At 65.7% G+C, this 18,487-nt stretch carries 19 protein-coding genes; 8 read left to right on the top strand and 11 right to left on the bottom strand.

Annotation, left to right across the window (positions count from 1 at the left end):
* Positions 1-8: 8 nt before the first annotated feature.
* Positions 9-2,045, bottom strand: a complete 2,037-nt coding sequence (prlC, locus tag HMJ39_RS16770; protein ID WP_194298179.1) for an oligopeptidase A — start codon at positions 2,043-2,045, stop codon at positions 9-11.
* A 50-nt stretch (positions 2,046-2,095) separates the two neighbouring features.
* Between prlC and HMJ39_RS16765 the strand changes: the two genes are divergently transcribed.
* The gene (locus HMJ39_RS16765; RefSeq protein ID WP_161382626.1) at positions 2,096-2,632 is read left to right on the top strand and encodes a gamma carbonic anhydrase family protein; all 537 of its coding nucleotides are present in this window, start codon (positions 2,096-2,098) and stop codon (positions 2,630-2,632) included.
* Between the two features lie 110 nt (positions 2,633-2,742).
* On the opposite strand, the gene HMJ39_RS16760 is transcribed toward HMJ39_RS16765, so the two are convergent.
* The 6 genes from HMJ39_RS16760 to HMJ39_RS16735 form a co-directional block, all read right to left on the bottom strand.
* Positions 2,743-3,729 (bottom strand): lipid A deacylase LpxR family protein, encoded by a 987-nt coding sequence (locus tag HMJ39_RS16760; protein ID WP_194298178.1) that lies wholly within the window; start codon positions 3,727-3,729, stop codon positions 2,743-2,745.
* A 194-nt stretch (positions 3,730-3,923) separates the two neighbouring features.
* Positions 3,924-4,736, bottom strand: coding sequence for a shikimate dehydrogenase (gene aroE, locus HMJ39_RS16755; RefSeq protein WP_194298177.1), 813 nt, complete (start codon positions 4,734-4,736; stop codon positions 3,924-3,926).
* Positions 4,733-5,641: an oxygen-dependent coproporphyrinogen oxidase gene (gene hemF / locus HMJ39_RS16750; protein WP_194298176.1), complete on the bottom strand. Its 909-nt coding sequence runs from the start codon at positions 5,639-5,641 to the stop codon at positions 4,733-4,735. The genes aroE and hemF overlap by 4 nt, the downstream gene beginning before the upstream one ends.
* A gap of 26 nt (positions 5,642-5,667) precedes the next feature.
* Positions 5,668-6,213, bottom strand: a complete 546-nt coding sequence (locus HMJ39_RS16745; protein WP_194298175.1) for an L-threonylcarbamoyladenylate synthase — start codon at positions 6,211-6,213, stop codon at positions 5,668-5,670.
* Positions 6,214-6,253: 40 nt separating this feature from the next.
* Positions 6,254-7,303 (bottom strand): DNA-processing protein DprA, encoded by a 1,050-nt coding sequence (dprA, locus tag HMJ39_RS16740; RefSeq protein ID WP_194298174.1) that lies wholly within the window; start codon positions 7,301-7,303, stop codon positions 6,254-6,256.
* A gap of 45 nt (positions 7,304-7,348) precedes the next feature.
* A complete protein-coding gene (locus tag HMJ39_RS16735) occupies positions 7,349-8,422 on the bottom strand; it encodes a LysM peptidoglycan-binding domain-containing protein (protein ID WP_194298173.1) in 1,074 nt (357 codons plus the stop codon).
* Between the two features lie 167 nt (positions 8,423-8,589).
* Here HMJ39_RS16735 and def point away from each other — a divergent pair, with 167 nt between their 5' ends.
* The 5 genes from def to HMJ39_RS16710 are packed head-to-tail and all read left to right on the top strand — an operon-like array spanning position 8,590 to position 14,210.
* Positions 8,590-9,096 carry a peptide deformylase gene (gene def / locus HMJ39_RS16730; protein ID WP_161382632.1) on the top strand — a complete coding sequence of 169 codons (507 nt, stop codon included), beginning with the start codon at positions 8,590-8,592 and terminating at the stop codon, positions 9,094-9,096.
* Positions 9,096-10,052 (top strand): methionyl-tRNA formyltransferase, encoded by a 957-nt coding sequence (gene fmt, locus HMJ39_RS16725; protein ID WP_194298172.1) that lies wholly within the window; start codon positions 9,096-9,098, stop codon positions 10,050-10,052. The genes def and fmt overlap by 1 nt, the downstream gene beginning before the upstream one ends.
* Positions 10,045-11,376 (top strand): 16S rRNA (cytosine(967)-C(5))-methyltransferase RsmB, encoded by a 1,332-nt coding sequence (gene rsmB, locus HMJ39_RS16720; RefSeq protein ID WP_194298171.1) that lies wholly within the window; start codon positions 10,045-10,047, stop codon positions 11,374-11,376. The genes fmt and rsmB overlap by 8 nt, the downstream gene beginning before the upstream one ends.
* Positions 11,373-12,749: a Trk system potassium transporter TrkA gene (gene trkA / locus HMJ39_RS16715; protein ID WP_161382635.1), complete on the top strand. Its 1,377-nt coding sequence runs from the start codon at positions 11,373-11,375 to the stop codon at positions 12,747-12,749. The genes rsmB and trkA overlap by 4 nt, the downstream gene beginning before the upstream one ends.
* 9 nt (positions 12,750-12,758) lie before the next feature.
* Positions 12,759-14,210 carry a TrkH family potassium uptake protein gene (locus tag HMJ39_RS16710; RefSeq protein ID WP_161382636.1) on the top strand — a complete coding sequence of 484 codons (1,452 nt, stop codon included), beginning with the start codon at positions 12,759-12,761 and terminating at the stop codon, positions 14,208-14,210.
* Between the two features lie 134 nt (positions 14,211-14,344).
* Here the strand turns inward: HMJ39_RS16710 and HMJ39_RS16705 are convergent, their stop codons facing one another.
* Entirely contained in the window at positions 14,345-15,493 is a 1,149-nt protein-coding gene (locus HMJ39_RS16705) for an alkane 1-monooxygenase (protein ID WP_194298170.1), read from the bottom strand.
* 196 nt (positions 15,494-15,689) lie between these two features.
* On the opposite strand from HMJ39_RS16705, the gene HMJ39_RS16700 reads away from it, so the two are divergent.
* Positions 15,690-16,355 (top strand): GntR family transcriptional regulator, encoded by a 666-nt coding sequence (locus tag HMJ39_RS16700; protein ID WP_161382638.1) that lies wholly within the window; start codon positions 15,690-15,692, stop codon positions 16,353-16,355.
* A 38-nt stretch (positions 16,356-16,393) separates the two neighbouring features.
* Positions 16,394-16,561 carry a hypothetical protein gene (locus HMJ39_RS16695; protein WP_194298169.1) on the top strand — a complete coding sequence of 56 codons (168 nt, stop codon included), beginning with the start codon at positions 16,394-16,396 and terminating at the stop codon, positions 16,559-16,561.
* On the opposite strand, the gene HMJ39_RS16690 is transcribed toward HMJ39_RS16695, so the two are convergent.
* The 3 genes from HMJ39_RS16690 to HMJ39_RS16680 all read right to left on the bottom strand — a co-directional run bounded on the left by HMJ39_RS16690 (position 16,558) and on the right by HMJ39_RS16680 (position 18,158).
* Positions 16,558-16,947, bottom strand: coding sequence for a DUF2834 domain-containing protein (locus HMJ39_RS16690; protein ID WP_228462437.1), 390 nt, complete (start codon positions 16,945-16,947; stop codon positions 16,558-16,560). The two genes, HMJ39_RS16695 and HMJ39_RS16690, sit on opposite strands and share 4 nt — an antisense overlap.
* A 388-nt stretch (positions 16,948-17,335) precedes the next feature.
* On the bottom strand, positions 17,336-17,746 hold the full coding sequence (locus tag HMJ39_RS16685; protein WP_194298168.1) for a DoxX-like family protein: 411 nt from the start codon (positions 17,744-17,746) through the stop codon (positions 17,336-17,338).
* Positions 17,721-18,158: a thiol-disulfide oxidoreductase DCC family protein gene (locus HMJ39_RS16680; RefSeq protein ID WP_228462443.1), complete on the bottom strand. Its 438-nt coding sequence runs from the start codon at positions 18,156-18,158 to the stop codon at positions 17,721-17,723. The genes HMJ39_RS16685 and HMJ39_RS16680 overlap by 26 nt, the downstream gene beginning before the upstream one ends.
* Between the last annotated feature and the right edge of the window lie 329 nt (positions 18,159-18,487).

Genomic DNA, 18,487 nt, shown 5'->3' with positions numbered 1-18,487 from the left:
GCTTCGGCTTATCCTTCGATGCCGCTGTGGCGCAGCAGGGGCTCGACGCTGGGCTCGCGGCCACGGAACGCCACGAACAGCTCCATGGGCTCCTGGCTGCCGCCCCGGGCGAGGATCTTCTCGCGGAAGTCGCGGCCGGTGTCGGCGTTGAACGGGCCTTCTTCCTCGAACCGCGAGTAGGCGTCGCAGGACAGCACCTCCGCCCATTTGTAGCTGTAGTAGCCCGCCGCGTAACCGCCGGCGAAGATGTGCGCGAAGCCGTTCTGGAAGCGGTTGAACGCCGGCGGTTTGATTACCGACACTTCCTCGCGCACTTCGTCGAGCACCTTCTGGATGCTCATGCCATCCCGGTATTCGGCGTGCAGACGCATGTCGAACAGGGAGAATTCCAGCTGGCGCATCATGCCCATGGCGCTCTGGAAGTTCTTCGCCGCCAGCATCTTGTCGAGCATGTCCTTGGGCAGCGGCTCGCCGGTTTCGTAATGGCCGGAGATCAGCGCCAGGCCTTCCTCGGTCCAGCACCAGTTTTCCAGGAACTGGCTGGGCAGTTCCACCGCGTCCCAGGCCACACCGTTGATGCCGGAGATGCCGGGCACGTCCTGCTCGGTGAGCATGTGGTGCAGGCCGTGGCCGAACTCGTGGAACAGGGTGACCACTTCATCGTGGGTGAGCAGGCCGGGCTTGCCGCCGGCCGGCGGCGCGAAGTTACAGGTCAGGTAGGCCACCGGGGTCTGCAGGGAACCGTCCAGCCGGCGCCGGCGGATGCGGGCGTCGTCCATCCAGGCGCCGCCACGCTTGCCGGTGCGCGCGTACATGTCCAGGTAGAAGGCGGCGCGCACGGTGCCGTCCTCGTCCACCAGTTCGTAGAAACGCACGTCCGGGTGCCAGGTGTCCACGTCCTCCCGGGGGCGGAAGCGGATGCCGAACAACTTGCCCACCACCTGGAACATGCCGTCGATCACGGTTTCCGCCGGGAACCAGGGGCGCAGGGCTTCCTCGGACAGGTCGTAGCGGGCCTCGCGGAGCCGCTCGCTCCAGAAGCCCAGGTCCCAGGGCCGCACATCGTCGGCGCCCTGCTCGGCGGCGAACGCCTTCAGCTCCGCCAGCTCCTGTTCCGCCTGGGGCTTGGCGCGCCGCGCCAGGTCCTGCAGGAAGGTCATCACCTCGTCCACGTCCCGGGCCATCTTGGTGGCCAGGGATTCCTCCGCGTAGTTGGCGAAACCGAGCAGGATCGCCTGCTCATGGCGCAGCTTGAGGATCTCGTCCATGATCTCGGCGTTGTCGTACTCACCGGCGTGGGGGCCCTGATCGGAGGCGCGGGTGGTGAAGGCGCGGTACATCTCCTCGCGCAGGGCCCGGTTGCGGGCGTGGCTCATCACCGCCAGGAACACCGGCACGTCCAGGGTCAGCAGCCAGCCTTCCTCCAGGCCCTCGGCGCGGGCCCGGTCGGCGGCGCCGGCCAGGGCGGTTTCCGGCACGCCTTCCAGCTCGCTTTCGTCGGTGACATGCTTCTTCCAGGCCTGGGTGGCGTCCAGCAGGTTGTTTTCGTAGCGGGTGGTCAGCTCGGAGAGGCGCTTGGCGTTCTCCATGTACTGCTTTTTCTGCTCGCCGGACAGCGCCACGCCGGACAGCCGGAAATCGCGCAGGGTGTTGTCGATGTCCTTTTGCCCGGCCGGGCTGAGCCGCTGGAATTCGTCGCTTTCGCGCAGAGCCTGATAAGCGGCGAACAGGTCCGCGTTCTGGCCCACCTCGGTGCCGTATTCGCTGAGCAGAGGCAGGCAGGCGTTGTAGGCTTCACGCAGGGCCTCGTTCTGGGCCACGGCGTTGAGATGCCCCACCGGGCCGAACGCCTTGCCCAGCCGGTCGTCCTCCTCGGCCAGGGTCTGTTCCAGGGCGCGGTAGCTGAAGTCGCCCTTGGCCAGCACCTCGCGGATGCGTTCGCGGCCGGCCGCCACCAGGCTTTCCACCGCCGGCTTGACGTGCTCGGGGCGGATTTCGGAAAACGGCGGCAGATCCGGGTAATCGATCAGCGGATTGTGGCTCATGGGACCTCTCGGTATAAACGGGCACTAACGAAATGTTCAGGAGGAGAGAGATGGGGATTCGCCCCTTCCAAGACAAGGCACCGGCCCTCGGCGAGCGGGTTTACGTGGACCCGGCGTCCACCGTGATCGGCGACGTGACACTGGGCGACGACTGCTCGCTGTGGCCGGGGGCCGTGGTGCGCGGCGACATGCACCGCATCCGCGTGGGCGCGCGCACCAGCATCCAGGATAACGCGGTGCTGCACATCACACACGCCTCCGAGTTCAACCCGGGCGGCTTCCCCCTGGAAATCGGCGCCGACGTGACCATCGGCCACCAGGCCATGCTGCACGGCTGCACCGTGGGCGACCGGGTGATGATCGGCATGCAGACCATGATCATGGACGGCGCCGTGGTGGAGAGCGACGTGATGCTGGCCGCCGGCAGCCTGGTGAGTCCGGGCAAGCGGCTGGAGTCCGGCTGGCTGTACCGGGGCCGCCCGGCGCGGCCGGTGCGCGAGCTCACCGAGCAGGAAGTGCGTTTCCTGCCCTACGTGGCCGGCAACTACGTGAAGCTCAAGGACGATTACCTAAACGCGCAGCCGTAAACCGGTAGGAGCGGCTTCAGCCGCGAAAATCGCGCCTGGGCAGCAGCACGGCCCGATCGCGGCTAAAGCCGCTCCTACAGCGAGTGGCATGAATCCGGTGGGCCAGTGAATCAGATCGCCCACATGAAGGACATGTTGCCGAAGCTGAGCGGGTCGCTGCTGTCGCGAATCGGCGAGGTGGAGGTCTGCAGGGTCAGGGTGAAACTGAAGCCGCTGTTGCGCAGGCCGAAGCCGGTGATCAGGCTGCCGGTGAAGTCCCGCGTCTCGATGTCGTAGCGGCCGGCGTGTTCCTCGATGTAGGAATAACCGTTGTACTGGCCGGCGGCGCCCAGGAACACTTCCCAGCCGAAGCCCGGGTTGTCGAACAGGCCCACCAGGGAGCCGGCGGTGCCGATGCCGGCGTAATCCGGGATGAAGTTACCGGGCAGGTTGCGGCCGAAGCGGATGAAGCCGCCGGCCTGGGCGTTGCCGTCGAAGTTGTTGGCGTCGATGCCCCAGGCGGTGCCCAGTTCGATCTGGTAACCACTGTCGCTGGTATTGCGGAACAGGCGGTGGGCGTGCAGGAACCAGACGCCGCCGATGGTATCCGGCCCGAGCTGGTTGTCCCAGCCCTGGGGCTCGTTGGAGCCGGTGACCCGGTGCACCATCTCCTGGCTGCGCTCGGCGCCGGAATCCGGGCCCACCACGCCGCCGCGTAGGCCATAGCCGTACAGATTCTTGCGGTCCCAGCTGAACAGGCCCACTTCCAGGTTGGCGTAGCCCACGTAGGGTAGGTCGTTGTAATCCGGGGTTTCCCGCTCGATGTCCGACGGGGTGATCATGATCTGCTGCAGGCTCACGGTGAGCGCGTGGCGCTCATCGGCGGCGGACACGCCGGGCAGCGGGTCCAGGGTGCGCGCCACGCCGCAGGTGAAGCCGCCGTTGTTTTCGCAGTCGGCCTGGCCGTCGCCGACCCAGCTCAGGCGCACGCCGTTGGTGTAGTTCTTGTCCTGACCGAGAAAGAGATCATTGTCCCAGGAAAAACCGAAGGTATTGGCCAGGCCCAGGGCGGGCGTCAGGCAGCCTGCCAGAACCAGGGCATGAAACACTGAACGCATGGCGTTCCTCCAGAGCAACAAACGGGCAAGCAATCGCCGTCCGGGACGGCGCAAGGCGAAAGGGCAAGGCAGGGCGGACAGGCCCCCGGCCGATCCCGAAAAATCGGGCGCTCAGCGGCGCCCGTGTACGCATTTCACCGCGATTGCCGCGGCGCCGCCAGCATGGGGACGGCAAAAGTTGTAAAACCCGGAACTCAGCCGTGCCGCAGCCGCGCCAGCACCGGCGCCGTGTCCGGCCGCCAGCCGCGCCACACCTGGTAGGCCTCGGCGGCCTGCTCCACCAGCATGCCCAGGCCATCGCGCACCGCCGCCGCGCCGGCGGCGTCGGCCCACTCCATGAACGGGGTGGGGCGGGCGCCGTAGACCATGTCGTAGGCCACGGTGGCGTCGCCCACCAGGCCCTCCGGCAGCGCCGGCATGTCGCCGTGCAGCCCGGCGGAAATGGCGTTGATGATGACGTCGAAACGGCCGTTCAGGGCCTCCAGAGCGCTGGCGTGGAGCGCCACGCCCTGGCCGGAGAACCGTTCCACCAGGGTTTCCGCCCGGGCCAGGGTGCGGTTGGCGATCACCAGTTCCGCCGGGGCCTGGGCCAGCAGCGGGCCAAGCACACCGCGCACGGCGCCGCCGGCGCCCAGCACCAGCAGCCGCTTCCCGGCCAGGGCCCAGCCCTGGCCGCGCAGGTCCGCCACCAGGCCGGCGCCGTCGGTATTGTCACCGTGCAGCACGCCGTCCCGGTGCCACAGGGTATTCACCGCGCCGGCCTGGCGGGCCCGCTCGGTGAGCGCGCCGCACAGGCCGTGGGCCTCTTCCTTGAAAGGCACGGTGACGTTGGCGCCACGGCCACCGCCGTCGAAGAAGGCCGTCACCGCCGCCGGGAAGCCGTCCACCGGCGCCTCGATGCGTTCGTAGACCAGGTCCTCGCCGCGCTGGGCGGCGAAGGCGTGGTGAATGTCCGGCGAGCGCGAATGGCTCACCGGGTTGCCGAACACGGCGTAGCGGTCGCTCATAGCCACTCCCGGTGGATCAGGAATTTCTCGTACAGCTCGGCTTCCGGGGTGCCGGACTCCGGCCGCCAGTCGTAATCCCAGCGCACCAGGGGCGGCAGGGACATAAGGATGGATTCGGTGCGCCCGCCGGACTGCAGGCCGAACAGGGTGCCCCGGTCATAAACCAGGTTGAACTCCACGTAGCGGCCGCGCCGGTAGAGCTGGAAATCCCGCTCGCGCTGGCCGAAGGCGGTGGCCTTGCGGCGCGCCACGATGGGCCGGTAGGCACGAATGAAGGCATCGCCGATGCTGCGCGTGAGCGCGAAGCTGTCCTCGAAGCCCAGGCGGTTGAAGTCGTCGAAGAACAGGCCACCGACGCCGCGCGGTTCATCGCGATGCTTGATGAAGAAGTAATCGTCGCACCAGGCCTTGAACTCCGGATAGAGCTCATCGCCGAACGGCTGGCAGGCGTCCCGGGCCACCCGGTGCCAGGCCACCGCGTCCTCTTCGTAACCGTAGAAAGGCGTCAGATCGAAGCCGCCGCCGAACCACCACACCGGCGCCTCGCCGTCTTTTTCGGCGATGAAGAAGCGCACATTGGCGTGGCTGGTGGGCACGTAGGGATTGCGCGGGTGGATCACCAGGGACACGCCCATGGCCTGGAACGACCGCCCGGCCAACTCCGGCCGGTGGGCGGACGCGGACGGCGGCAGGCGTTCGCCGAACACATGGGAGAAATTCACTCCGGCCTTTTCGAACACGGCACCATCGGCCAGTACCCGGCTGCGGCCGCCGCCGCCCTCGGCCCGGTCCCAGGCGTCCTCGATGAAGCGGCCCTCACCGTCTTCCGCCTCCAGTTCCGCCACGATGCGGTCCTGCAGATCCAGCAGCCAGGCCTTCACGGCATCCGGGGAAATCTCTTGCATCTTGCTCGCTCCTTGGAGCCGGTTCATTAACGCAGCACGCGGCCGCTTTCCAGATCGATGATGGTGGACGGCCGGGCCAGCGGATCGCACTGGCCGGTGACCACGAAATCCACGTCCGCGCCCAGATTGCGCGCCGCCAGAAAGCGGTTGCGCGCTGACGGCCGCCCGGCCCGATTGGCGCTGGTGGACACCAGCGGCGAGCCCAGCCCCCGAGCCAGGGCGCGGGCCAGCGGATGGGGCCCCACGCGCACCGCCACCTTGTCGTGGGCGCCGCGAATCCAGGCCGGCACCCGATCCGTGGCCGGCAGCAGATAGGTCACCGGCGCCGGCCAGACCGCCGCCAGCTCCCGACGCTGGTCCGGGGTCAGGCTGACCAGCCCGTCCAGCTGATCCAGGTCCGCGGCCAGCAGGATCAGGCCCTTGTCCACGGGCCGGTCCTTGATCGCCAACAGGCGCGCCACGGCGGCTTCGTCAAACGGGTCGCAGCCCAGGCCGTAGACGGTCTCGGTGGGGTAGGCGATGACGCCGCCGGCGCGGAGGATACGGATGGCCGTGTCGAGATGCTGATTCATGCGGCGAGAGGATACCCGCTGCGGCCGGTACGCCGCCAGTTCAGCGGCGGATCACATAGCCGCCCCGGGCGCGCGTCACCCGGCCGTCCAGCTCCAGCTCGGCAAGCCGGTCGGCCAGCTCCGCCATGCCCAGGCCGCTGCGCCGACACAGCGCGTCCAGGTCGTTGACGCCGCCGGTGAAGTGCCGGAGCAGGGCCGGCTGGTCCGTGTTCAGGGCGGGGCTGTCGTCGATCACGCGGCGGAAGTCGCCGAACGCTTGCAGCACGTCGTCCACGCTTTCCAGCCAGTTGGCGCCGTCGCGCAGCAGGCGGTGGCAGCCCTTGCTGAGCGGGTTGTGCAACGAACCGGGCACGGCGAACACCTCGCGGCCCTGCTCGGCGGCGGTGCGGGCGGTGATCAACGAGCCGCTGCGCGGTGCCGCCTCCACCACGATGGTGGCCAGGCTGAGCCCGCTGATCACCCGGTTGCGCATGGGGAAGTGCCGGGCTAGGGGGCCGTCGCCGGGGGCGAATTCGGTGATCACCGCGCCGCCGCCATCGACGATGGCCTCGGCCAGGCCGCCGTGGCGGGCCGGGTAGACGCGGTCCGGACCGCAGCCGAGCACCGCCACCGTGGGCCCCGGCGCCTCCAGCGCGCCCCGGTGGGCGGCGCCGTCCACGCCCAGGGCCAGGCCGCTGGTGATGGTGAAGCCGGCGCCGGCCAGGGCACGGGCGAAGCGGTGGGCATTGTCGAGGCCGTCCGCGGAGGCGTGGCGGGCGCCCACCATGGCCAGCTGGGGCGCGGCCAGGGCGGCGGGGTCGCCGCGCACCGCCAGCACCCCGGGGGCGTCGTCCAGGTCGGCGAGCAGCGGCGGGTAGTCGTCGTCGCCCAGGGCCAGCCAGCGCCAGCCGTGGGCGGCCAGGCTGTCGCGCACCGGCGTCAGGACGCCGGGATCGCGGAGCAGGCGCGCCTGCCCACCGGCGCTCAGGCGCGGCACGAAGCGCAGCAGATCATCCCGGTCCGGGTTGAGTTCACGCAGGGCCCGGCCTAGCCGGGCGGAGTCGGGGGAAAAGGCGGCGCTCAGAGCCAGCCGCCGGAGTTGTCCATCCATCGCGCACCTCCTTGTGCGCCGGTTGAAGCGATGTCGGTCGCGGTGTCAGTAACTGCCCTCCGGGCTTTCCACGATGTCCTGCATGTAGATGGGACGGAGGGATTCCATGATCAGGCCGTAGCTGACCTTCTCGTAGACCCGGAACAGCACCAGGCTGCCGGAGCGGGTGCGCGGCAGGCGCACCATTTCGTCACGCTGGCGGTCGCGGACCAGCTCGCCCTGCTGGAAGATGTCCAGCACGTGGCCGGGCTCCATGCCCTCGCGTTCGCCCAGATTCATCACCACCACGTCATTGCGGGCGACACTGTTGATGCGGTCGAAGAAGCGGATGATGTGACCAGTGGTTTTCTCATCCGGCGCGTGGGGATAGAGCACGGCGCGCACGCGGCGGTCCGGTTGCGGGAACAGCCGGTCGTCCACGCGGATGTCCTCGGAGGAGCGCACCACTTCCATGGTCACCATGTCGTCCTCGTGGCCGGTGATGCTGGCCAGGCCGATCTGCCGCGCCTCGTAGCCGAGCACTTCGTCGGTTTCCGGGTCCACGTATTCCTCGCCCACCCGGTAGATGCCGTAGCGGGGCGGGGCGTTCTCGAACTGGCTGTCCGGGTCGCGGGCGTAGATGGTGTCGCCCATGCCGTAGACCACGCGCCGGTCCTGGCCGCCCACCACGTAGGGGGCATCGGCGATTTCCTCGCGGCTCACCACCAGGGCTTCCTTCAGATAGCTCTGGATGGCGCTCATGGGGATGGCGGGGATGGCGCTGTCGCGGTCCAGCTCCCGGGCGCGGGGCGTCAGTTTGATGGTGCCGTCGGGCAGTTGGGTGCGGCTGTTGCCGTCCCGGTTCACGGTGAGGCGCGGCTCGCCGCCTTGCCAGGACAGGCGGATCTCATCCCCGGGGTAGATCAGGTGCGGGTTGTCGATCTCCGGGTTGTCGTGCCAGAGTTCCGGCCACTGCCAGGGGTTCTCCAGGAACCGGGCGCTGATATCCCAGAGGGTATCGCCCTTCTTGACGTAATAGACGTCGGGATGACCGTCACGGAGCTGGATGCTGTCGGCCATCGCCTGGGACGCCACCAGCAGTACCCCCAGACACAGGATTCGCTGCAGCGATTTCATCATCAGCGGATTCCTTTTATGATTATCGGCATCCGCGACAAGGCGGACGCACCCCTGGATCGAACACAGTCGTCACCGGATATTAGCAACGCGATCATAGATTTAGCAACCAAATTTAAAGCAGCTTCACAAGTAGCTGGCAAGCAGCTGGATAGAGACGCAGGAGCCCCATGGCCAAGCTGGAGATATTGGAATTTCCCGACCCACGACTCCGCACCGTAGCAAAACCGGTGGAGCAGGTGGATGACGCGCTTCGCAAACTGATCGACGACATGATCGAGACCATGTACGACGCGTCCGGGATCGGTCTGGCGGCCACCCAGGTGAACGTGCACCAGCGCGTGCTGGTGATCGACGTGTCCGAGGAACGCGACCAGCCCCAGGTGTTCATCAATCCGGAAATCACGCCCCTCACCGAGGACCTGGCCCCCTACGAGGAAGGCTGCCTGTCGGTGCCCGGCTTCTACGAGAAGGTGGAGCGCCCGGCCAAGGTGCGCATCAACGCCCTGGGCCGGGACGGCGAGCCGTTCGAGATCGTCACCGACGGCATCCTGGCCACCTGCATCCAGCACGAGATCGATCACCTGGACGGCAAGCTGTTCGTGGATTACGTGTCGCGGCTGAAACGGGACCGGATCAAGAAGAAACTCCAGAAAATCCACCGCCAGAACGCCTGATGAGTACTTCGCCTCTCCGTATTGCGTTCGCCGGCACCCCGGATTTCGCCGCCGCCAGCCTGCAGGCCCTGATCGACGGCCCCCATGACATCGCCGCCGTGCTCACCCAGCCCGACCGGGGCGCCGGGCGCGGCAAGAAAGTCGTGCAGAGCCCGGTGAAGAAGCTGGCGTTGGCCAACGACCTGCCGGTCTGGCAACCGGAATCCTTGAAGGACGAGGCGATCCAGCGGCAAATCGCCGAGCTGGAGCTGGACGCCCTGATCGTGGTGGCCTACGGCCTGATCATCCCCCAGGCGGTGCTCGACCTGCCACGCCTGGCCTGCGTCAACGTGCACGGCTCGCTGCTGCCGCGCTGGCGCGGCGCGGCGCCGATCCAGTGGGCGATCCTGGCCGGCGACACCGAAACCGGTAACACCATCATGAAGATGGACGCCGGCCTGGACACCGGCCCCATGCTGCTCAGCGAGGCACTGCCCATCGGCGACCGGGAGACCGGCGGCGAGCTGCACGACCGCCTGGCCGCCCAGGGCGCCCGCCTGCTGAGCACGGTGCTGGACGACCTGCCCGGCCATCTGGCCCGCGCCGAGCCCCAGCCCGAGGACGGCGTCACCTACGCCAGCAAACTGAGCAAGGCCGGCGCCCGCCTCGACTTCGGCCTGCCCGCCCGGGGCATCGCCAACCGGGTGCGCGCCTTCAACCCCTGGCCGGTGGCCTGGGTGGAGCTGGGCGGCCAGCCGCTGCGCATCTGGGACGCGGACGAGGCCCCCGAGGCCGGCGACGGCGAGGCCGAGCCGGGCCGCATCCTCACGGTGAGCGACGAGGGCCTGATCGTGGCCTGCGGCGACGGCGCCGTGCGCCTCACCCGGCTGCAACTGCCCGGCAAGAAACCCCTGACCGTGGCGGACATCCGCCGTGGCCATCCCGATCTGTTCCAACCAGGAGCCTTCCTTGGCTGAAAGCCCGGATCCCCGCCTGGCGGCGGTGCGCGCCCTCAACCGCGTGCTGCCCGGCCAGGGCGACGGCGCCAGCCTGCGCGAAGTGCTGCGCCGCGGCGTCCCCGACGGCAGCGCCGGCGGCCTCACCCGCGACCTGTGTTTCGGCGTGTGCCGCTACCTGCGCCCGCTCAATCAATGGCTCAACGACCAGCTCGACAAGCCCATCAAGGCGAAGGCCCAGCCGGTGCGCCTGGCGCTGCTGTGCGGCCTCTACGAGCTGTGGTTCACGGACCGCCCCCAGCACGCCGTGGTGAACGCCTACCCGGACCTGTGCCGGCGCCTCAAGGCCGGCTGGGCCAGCGGCCTGACCAACGCGGTGCTGCGCAAGGCCGGCCGCCTGGACGCGGCCACCGCCTTCGCCGGCTATGCGCCGGCGGTGGCCACCTCCCTGCCGGACTGGCTGTGGCGCCAGCTCCAGGAGGACTGGCCGGAGCAGGCCGACGCGCTGGCCCGGGCCAGCCTGACGCCGCCGCCGTTCACCCTGCGCGTGAACCGCCAACGGCACAGCCGCGAACAGGCCCTGGCGGCGCTGGGCGAGGGCGCCCGGCCCGGCGAGCTGGCGCCCTGGAGCCTCTACCTGACGCCGCCCCGGTCGGTGACCGCGCTGCCCGGCTTCGACATCGGCGACTTCTCGGTGCAGGACGAAGCGGCGCAACTGCCGGCGGAACGCCTGGCGGTGCCGCCCGGCGGCCGGGTGCTGGACGCCTGCGCCGCCCCCGGCGGCAAGACCGGCCAGATCCTGGAAGCCTTCCCCGAGGCGCGGGTGGTGGCTCTGGACCGGGTGGCCGAGCGCCTGGAGCGGGTGCGCGAGACCCTGGCGCGGCTGGGCGTGAGCGCCGAGCCCCGGGTCGGCGACGCCGCCGAGCCGTCGGGCTGGTGGGACTGCGAGCCCTTCGACGCCATCCTGCTGGACGCGCCCTGCTCGGCCACCGGCATCCTGCGCCGCCAGCCGGACGTGAAATGGCACCGGCGCCGGGCCGACCTGCCGCCGCTGGTGGATTTACAAGCGCGCATGCTGGATGCACTATGGCCGCTTCTGCGGCCCGGCGGCCGGCTGGTGTACGCCACCTGCTCGGTGCTGCGCGAGGAGAACGACCGCCAGGTGGCGGCGTTCCTGGCGCGCACGCCGGACGCCGCCGACCTCACCGAGCGACCGCCCGCGGCGCCGGCGGTGGCGGCGGGCTGGCAACTGCTGCCCCGCGAGGACGGGCCGGACGGCTTTTACCTGGCTTGCCTGCGCAAGCACGAAGCGCCGGCGCCTGACGAACAAAAAGGCGATCGATGAAGATCATCATTCTGGGGGCCGGCCAGGTCGGCGGCACCCTGGCGGAGAACCTGGCGGGGGAACGCAACGACATCACCGTCATCGACATCGACGGCGAACGGCTGCGGGAACTGGGCGACCGCCTCGACATCGGCACCGTGCAGGGGATGGGCTGTTACCCCTGGGTGCTCAAGGACGCCGGCGCCGAAGACGCCGACATGCTGATCGCGGTGACCAACTCCGACGAAGTGAACATGGTCGCCTGCCAGGTGGCCTACACCCTGTTCCGCACCCCCACCAAGATCGCCCGCATCCGCACCGCCTACTACACCAGCCGCGCCGACAAGCTGTTCAACGAAAGCGCCATTCCCATCGACGTGATCATCAGCCCGGAGCAGGTGGTCACCGACTACATCAAGCGCCTGATCGAACACCCGGGCGCCCTGCAGGTGGTGAACTTCGCCACCGGCCGGGTGCAGCTGGTGGCGGTGCGCGCTTATTACGGCGGCCCGCTGGTGGGCAACGAGCTGCGCGAACTGCGCAAGCACATGCCCAACGTGGACACCCGGGTGGCGGCCATCTTCCGCCGCAACCGGCCGATCATTCCGGAAGGCAACACGGTGATCGAGGCGGACGACGAGGTGTTCTTCATCGCCGCCAAGAACGACATCCGCGCGGTGATGAGCGAGCTGCGCCGCCTGGAGCACAACTACAAGCGCATCGTGATCGCCGGCGGCGGCAACATCGGCTACCGCCTGGCCAAGAGCATCCAGCACCGCTACAACGTGAAGATCATCGAGCGCTCGCCGAAGCGCGCCGAGTGGCTGGGCGAGCGGCTCAATCACACCGTGGTGCTGCAGGGCCTGGGCACCGACCGGGACGAGCTGCTCAAGGCCAACATCGAGAACACCGACGTGTTCTGCGCGCTCACCAACGACGACGAGGCCAACATCATGGCCTCGCTGCTGGCCAAGCGCCTGGGCGCGCGCAAGGTGATGACGCTGATCGCCAACCCGGCCTACGTGGATCTGGTGCAGGGCCACGACATCGACATCGCCATCTCGCCGCAGCAGTCCACCATCGGCAGCCTGCTCACCCATGTGCGCCGGGGCGACGTGGTCAACGTCTACTCCCTGCGCCGGGGCGCGGCGGAAGCCATCGAGGCGATCGCCCACGGCGACGCCAAGTCCTCCAAGGTGGTGGGCCGCGCCATCGAGGACATCGACCTGCCGGAGGGCACCACCATCGGCGCCATCGTGCGCGGCGAGAAGGTGCTGATCGCCCACGATGACCTGGTAATCGAGCCCAACGACCACGTGATTCTGTTCCTGATCGACAAACGCCGCACCCGGGACGTGGAAAAACTGTTCCAGGTCGGGTTCACCTTCTTCTAGGACGCCGGGATGCACTTCGCGCTGATCTCGAAAATCCTCGGCCTGCTGCTGGTGGTGTTCAGCTTCACCATGATGCCCCCGGTGGCGGTGGCGTTCTATTACGGCGACGGCAGCGAAGGGCCCTTCCTCACCTCGTTTTCGATTTCCATGCTGCTGGGCCTGATGCTGTGGCTGCCGTTCTTCCGCCAGCGGGCGGAGCTGCAGGCCCGCGACGGCTTCCTGGTGGTGACCCTGTTCTGGTCGGTACTGGGGGTGATCGGCGCGCTGCCGATGCTGATTTCCGACGCCGTGCCGGTGGGCTTCACCGACGCCGTGTTCGAGTCCGTGTCCGGCCTGACCACCACCGGCGCCACCATTTTGTCCGGCATCGACGAGCTGCCCAAATCAATGCTGTTCTACCGCCAGCAGCTTCAGTGGCTGGGCGGCATGGGCGTGATCGTGCTGGCGGTGGCGATCCTGCCGATGCTGGGCATCGGCGGCATGCAGCTCTACAAGGCGGAGATTCCCGGCCCCATGAAGGAGGCCAAGCTCACGCCGCGCATCGCCGAAACCGCCAAGGCCCTGTGGTACGTGTACCTGGCGATCACCGTGGCCTGCGCCCTGGCCTACTGGGCCGCCGGCATGAGCCTGTTCGATGCCATCTGCCACAGCTTCAGCACCGTCTCCACCGGCGGCTTCTCCACCCACGACGCCTCCATGGCCTACTGGGACAAGGCCGCCATCGACTGGGTGGGGGTGATCTTCATGCTGATCGGCGGCATGAACTTCGCGCTGCATTTCGCCGCCTGGCGGGGCCGCTCCCTGCTCACCTACGTGCAGGATCCGGAGTTCCGCTTCTTCATGGGGCTGATGCTGATGTACATCGCCCTGGTGGGCATCGGCCTGATGTTCTTCCACATTCACGACCACCCGGACCAGGCCGCCCGGCACGCCGCCTTCCAGGTGGCCTCCTTCGGCACCGGCACCGGCCTGACCAGCACCAACGCCGCCGCCTGGCCCGGTTACATCCCCTATCTGCTGATCTTCACCAGCTTTATCGGCGGCTGCGCCGGCTCCACGGCGGCGGGCATGAAAGTGGTGCGCGCCGCCCTGATCGCCCGCCACAGCCTCCGCGAACTGCGCCGCCTGATCTACCCGAACGGCATCTTCGCCCTGCGCTTCGGCAAGCACGTGGTCAACGACCGGGTGCTGCAGGCGGTGTGGGGGTTCGTGGGGGTCTACATCACCATCGCGGTGATCTTCACCCTGCTGTTCACGGTCACCGGCATGGACCTGACCACGGCGGTGAGCGCCGTGGCCGCCTCCATGAACAACCTGGGCGTGGGCATCGGCCAGGTGGGCGGCGGCTTCGCCAACATCACCCCGGAAGCCAAATGGATGATGACCCTGCTGATGCTGCTCGGCCGCCTGGAGATCTTCACCTTCCTGGTGCTCTTCACGCCCCTGTTCTGGAAGCAATAGGAACCGGCTAGGGCCGTAGGACTGTAGGAGCGACTTCAGTCGCGATCAAAGGCCGTGCCGACGGCATCGCGACTAAAGCGGAATGCCGCCCAGTCGCTCCTACAACATCTCCTCCCCCGGGGCCCGATACCGAATCAGGCGATGTTGTTGACCCGGCGGCTGTCGCGGAACAGCTGGTCCATCTCGCCCTCGTAGTAGGCTTCCACCCGCGGGTTCATCACCTTCTTCCACAGCGGCGGAAACAGCGCCAGCACGTACATGGCCGCGTAACCGCCGGGCAGCTGCGGGCTCTCTTCATAGTGGCGCAGCACCTGATAACGACGCTTGGCGTAGGCGTGGTGGTCGCTGTGGCGCTGCAGCTGGAACAACGCCAGGTTGGTGAGCAGGTAGTTGGAGTTCCAGCTGTGCGCCGGCGTCACCCGCTCATAGCGGCCGTTGTCCTTGACCCGGCGGTGCAGGCCGTAGTGCTCGATGTAGTTGATCACTTCCAGGGTGAAGGCGGCGACGAAACTCTGGGCGCAGAAGAACAACACGCCCTGCCAGCCGAACAGCACGCCAAAGGCCACCGCGAACAGAGCCGAGATGCCGTACCACCAGATCAGCTCATTGTGGACGCTCAGGTTCTTCTTGCCCTTGCGCTCCAGGTACTGCTTCTCCAGCCGCCAGGCGTTCAGGAAGTTGTGCTTGAACGCGTGGGGCAGGAACGCATAGAGCCCCTGGTTGTACTGCGAGGAAGACGCGTCCTCCGGCGTGGACACATGCACATGGTGGCCGCGCACGTGCTCCACCTTGAATCCCGCATAGGTCACCGACGACAACAGCAGACCGCCCATCCAGTTTTCCGCCTTGGGGTCCTTGTGCACGAACTCGTGGCCCAGATTAATGGCGATGATGCCACCCACGGTGCCCATGGACACGATCCAGCCCAGCTTGCCCAGCCAGGAATAGTCGTTGTTCACGAACACCCAGCCGCCGAAAAACAGCGCGCCCAACCAAACGAACCCCATCAAGAACAGGGACCCGGTGTAGAAACGCTCCTGGCTGAGCGAGGGCACCTGCACCTGTTCGTCCGGGTTGGAGGGGTCCTTGCCGATCAGATAGTCCAGCACCGGAATGATGCCGAACACCACGAAGTAGATGAACCAGGCCCAGTAATCCTGGGTGCCGGCCTCCCGGCCCACCAGGGCACTGAACGGCAGCAGCGGCAGAACCAGGGCCCAGAACCCCAGATATCCCCATTTTTTTATTTTCAGCATGGTGTCGGAATGCATCTTGGCGAACATCGTTTGGCCTCCTCCCCGGTACGCCGGGGGCAATCGGTGCGTCCTGTTTTCGTGGAATGACGGACGCGGGTCTCCCATGACTTTGTCAGTCCTCGATGGCAACATTAGCAGGGTTTCTTGAATTGTCAAACAACTCAATTCGTGACACAGGATCACCGGAGGCGGATAATGGCGGCTCAACGAAGGAGGAGTCAGGATGTCGCTGAAAGCGGTGAGTTTGAGCGAGCAGATCGCCGAACATCTGGCGGAACGGATCATTCGCGGGGAACTGGCCCCGGGAGAAAAGCTGCCCGAAGCGGAACTGGCGAAAAGCCTGGATGTGAGCACTAACTCACTCCGGGAGGCCTTCAGGCTGCTGGAAAAGCGGCACCTGATCGAACTGCAACCGCGCCGGGGCGCACGGGTCTGCGAGGTCACCGAAAGCCAGGTCCGCGACCTCTACGACTTCCTGTTCCTGTTGCTCTCGCACATGGCCGCCCGCGCCGCCCGGGACTGGCAACCCGGCCAGATCGAAGACCTGGCCGCCATGCTGCCGGAACTGGAGCGCCACTATCAGGCCGACGACATGCCCGGCGCCCACCAGGTGGCCTTCCGCTTCGTGGAGCTCGCCACCCGCCGGTTCGCCAACAACAGCTACCTGGCCGCCGACATCGAGGACCTGGTCCCCCTGCTCAAGCGCTTCTCCTACATCGCCCTGCAGGAAGAAACCACGGAATTCGACGGCTCCCTACGCATCTTCCAGCGCCTGCTGGAGAACGTCCTCGGCCGCAACCCCGAGCAAGCCGCCGCCGACATCCGCGAATACGGCGACAACCAGTGCCGCATCGTGCTCAGAGCGGTAGCCAAGCGCTACGCGGCCTAGCCTAAAGGGTATAAGTCGAACTACATTCAGGAGCTATGATGCTGCAGACAAGTAAACGCAGAAAGCTTGAGAAAAGCGGCTGGAAAATTGGTGGTTGCGAAGATTTTCTTGGGCTCACGCCTAAAGAATCCGCTGGCATTGAAATGAAGCAGACTTTCCACCGTTCCCTCAAAGAGCGCCGGCGTAAGAAAACCCGAACCAGCTAAACCTCGCCTTCAAGCCCGCGATTTGCGGGTATGGGCAGCTGCCTATCGTCACGTATCAGGTTTGAACTCCCGGATTTGCTTGGCTCGAAGCAGCAGATACAGCGCAAACCCGACCGCCACCCAGGCACAATGCCAAGCAGCAGGCAAATCCACCCCTTTCGAACCTCATAGGCCTTGGCCTCATAAGCCACCCAGACAGCAAGGATGACCCAGCAAACAAGCACATCCGTCGAATAGCCGCTCGAATAAGGGTTCACGAACCCCGCCGCGAACGCACCCCATATATCGGGCTTCTCAAAAAGCGGTGGCAAAACGGTCACAGTAAAGAACGCCGTGAAGAAAAGAGCGGCGACGACCAACATTCCTTTATAGATTGATTCGGGCATCTTTATTCTCTCTCTGTCGTAAGCCATAACGCCATTAATAATTGGCGCCGGCTGATTTATTCCATATAACTCATCTAGTTCCTTATATGGTGGTGGGCTTCTCCCTCTTTCACCACATCAACGCGCTTTCGGGAATCCAGTCTAATACCGCCTGCGCGGTACTACTCCTGCGACCACCAACACATAATCGGATGAATATTCAGCCCCGCGACGACCTGCCGGCACTACCCTCGCTTGATGGCTCAGCTAGACAGCCTTCACCTCGAAATCCGACGAGTACTGCCAGGTCTTCCTCGAATGCTTGTATCTGGGCATTGCCCACCTCCTCGCGTTAGGAGAAGGTGTCCACCAAAACGGTGGGAGCTACACGGTCGGCTTCATTCACTTGTCAGCCACCGCTCTCGATAACATTCAGAAGGTGCAAACTAACGATAGCAAGCGCAGCCGTAGCAATATTCGTTGACACAGGGTTAAAAGCTGCCGCCAGCAATATGGGCTTCATCAGGGCCACAAATGCCAGCAAACCGATCATTGCAATCACTGTAAGCACCATTGGCCATCGATGACGCCAAAATACCAAGACAACAATTGACATGACGATCTCCAGCACGCCGCCGATGGTTGCCAACTGCAATGCGCCAGCTGGTGAAAAACCAGCTGCCACATTCATGGCCAGTTCATCCTCGTGGGGATAAAGCAGTTTCGGGATCAAGCCATGATAGAACCAAATAAAGGCGATAGCGCCACGGCAAACTGCATAGCTAAAAGATGGACTACTCGCCCAGGAACCTGGATTCATGGTCTTTATCCGGAATCACGCAAGCCTCATGGCGGCCAAAAAGCTTGTAACGATTTAAAGCGACACGGTCGTACAGCCAGTCCCGAATGACTGAGGGAACAACCCAGCCAATACAGACGAATGGCCATGGCCACGGCAGCCGAAACATCACTCTGAAAAACGCAGAGGACTTTGTGTAAACGTTGCCCCCTTCAACAAGCAGCATAGTTTTGTAGTAATCCTTTGAAAAACCATGCGATTCCAAAATCGCTTGGCCATCAGGTGACTGAACGGTAGCCAACTTAAACCGACGTTTTTTATCGAACCTAATCAGGAACCGAGCCCAAAAGGAGCACAGTCGACAAACTCCGTCGAACAGGACCACCCTATCTTCGGGGGGAATCTTTGGTTTAGATCGCGATTGCTGTTTCATCATCAAGACAACGCTTAGCACAGCCGCCGAAGGTCGATCTGCTGCTTATTTTTAGGTTCGATACAGCATTCAGACACATCAAGTCACCCTTAATTTTCTGACCAGAGGAAAATAACATGCAGCCAAAATCGCTGTGCCACCTAAGAACCATTCTCCACCCCCGCCAAAATATGCTTTTACCCATTCTCCTCCCTCTGGTCCAGCGAATAGGAACGCGGCCAAGAAGAAAAGAACAAGGTTTGTAACTAGCTGTGACCTTTCAGTAGGTTGTTCATTCGGGGCGTACCCGGAAGACTGGAGGTGTGAGACTACGCAGCCCTCCAGGAGCC

This window comes from Alloalcanivorax profundimaris (assembly GCF_015265435.1).
Taxonomy (GTDB): Bacteria; Pseudomonadota; Gammaproteobacteria; order Pseudomonadales; family Alcanivoracaceae; genus Alloalcanivorax; species Alloalcanivorax profundimaris.
This window is presented reverse-complemented; position numbering and strand designations above follow the sequence as displayed.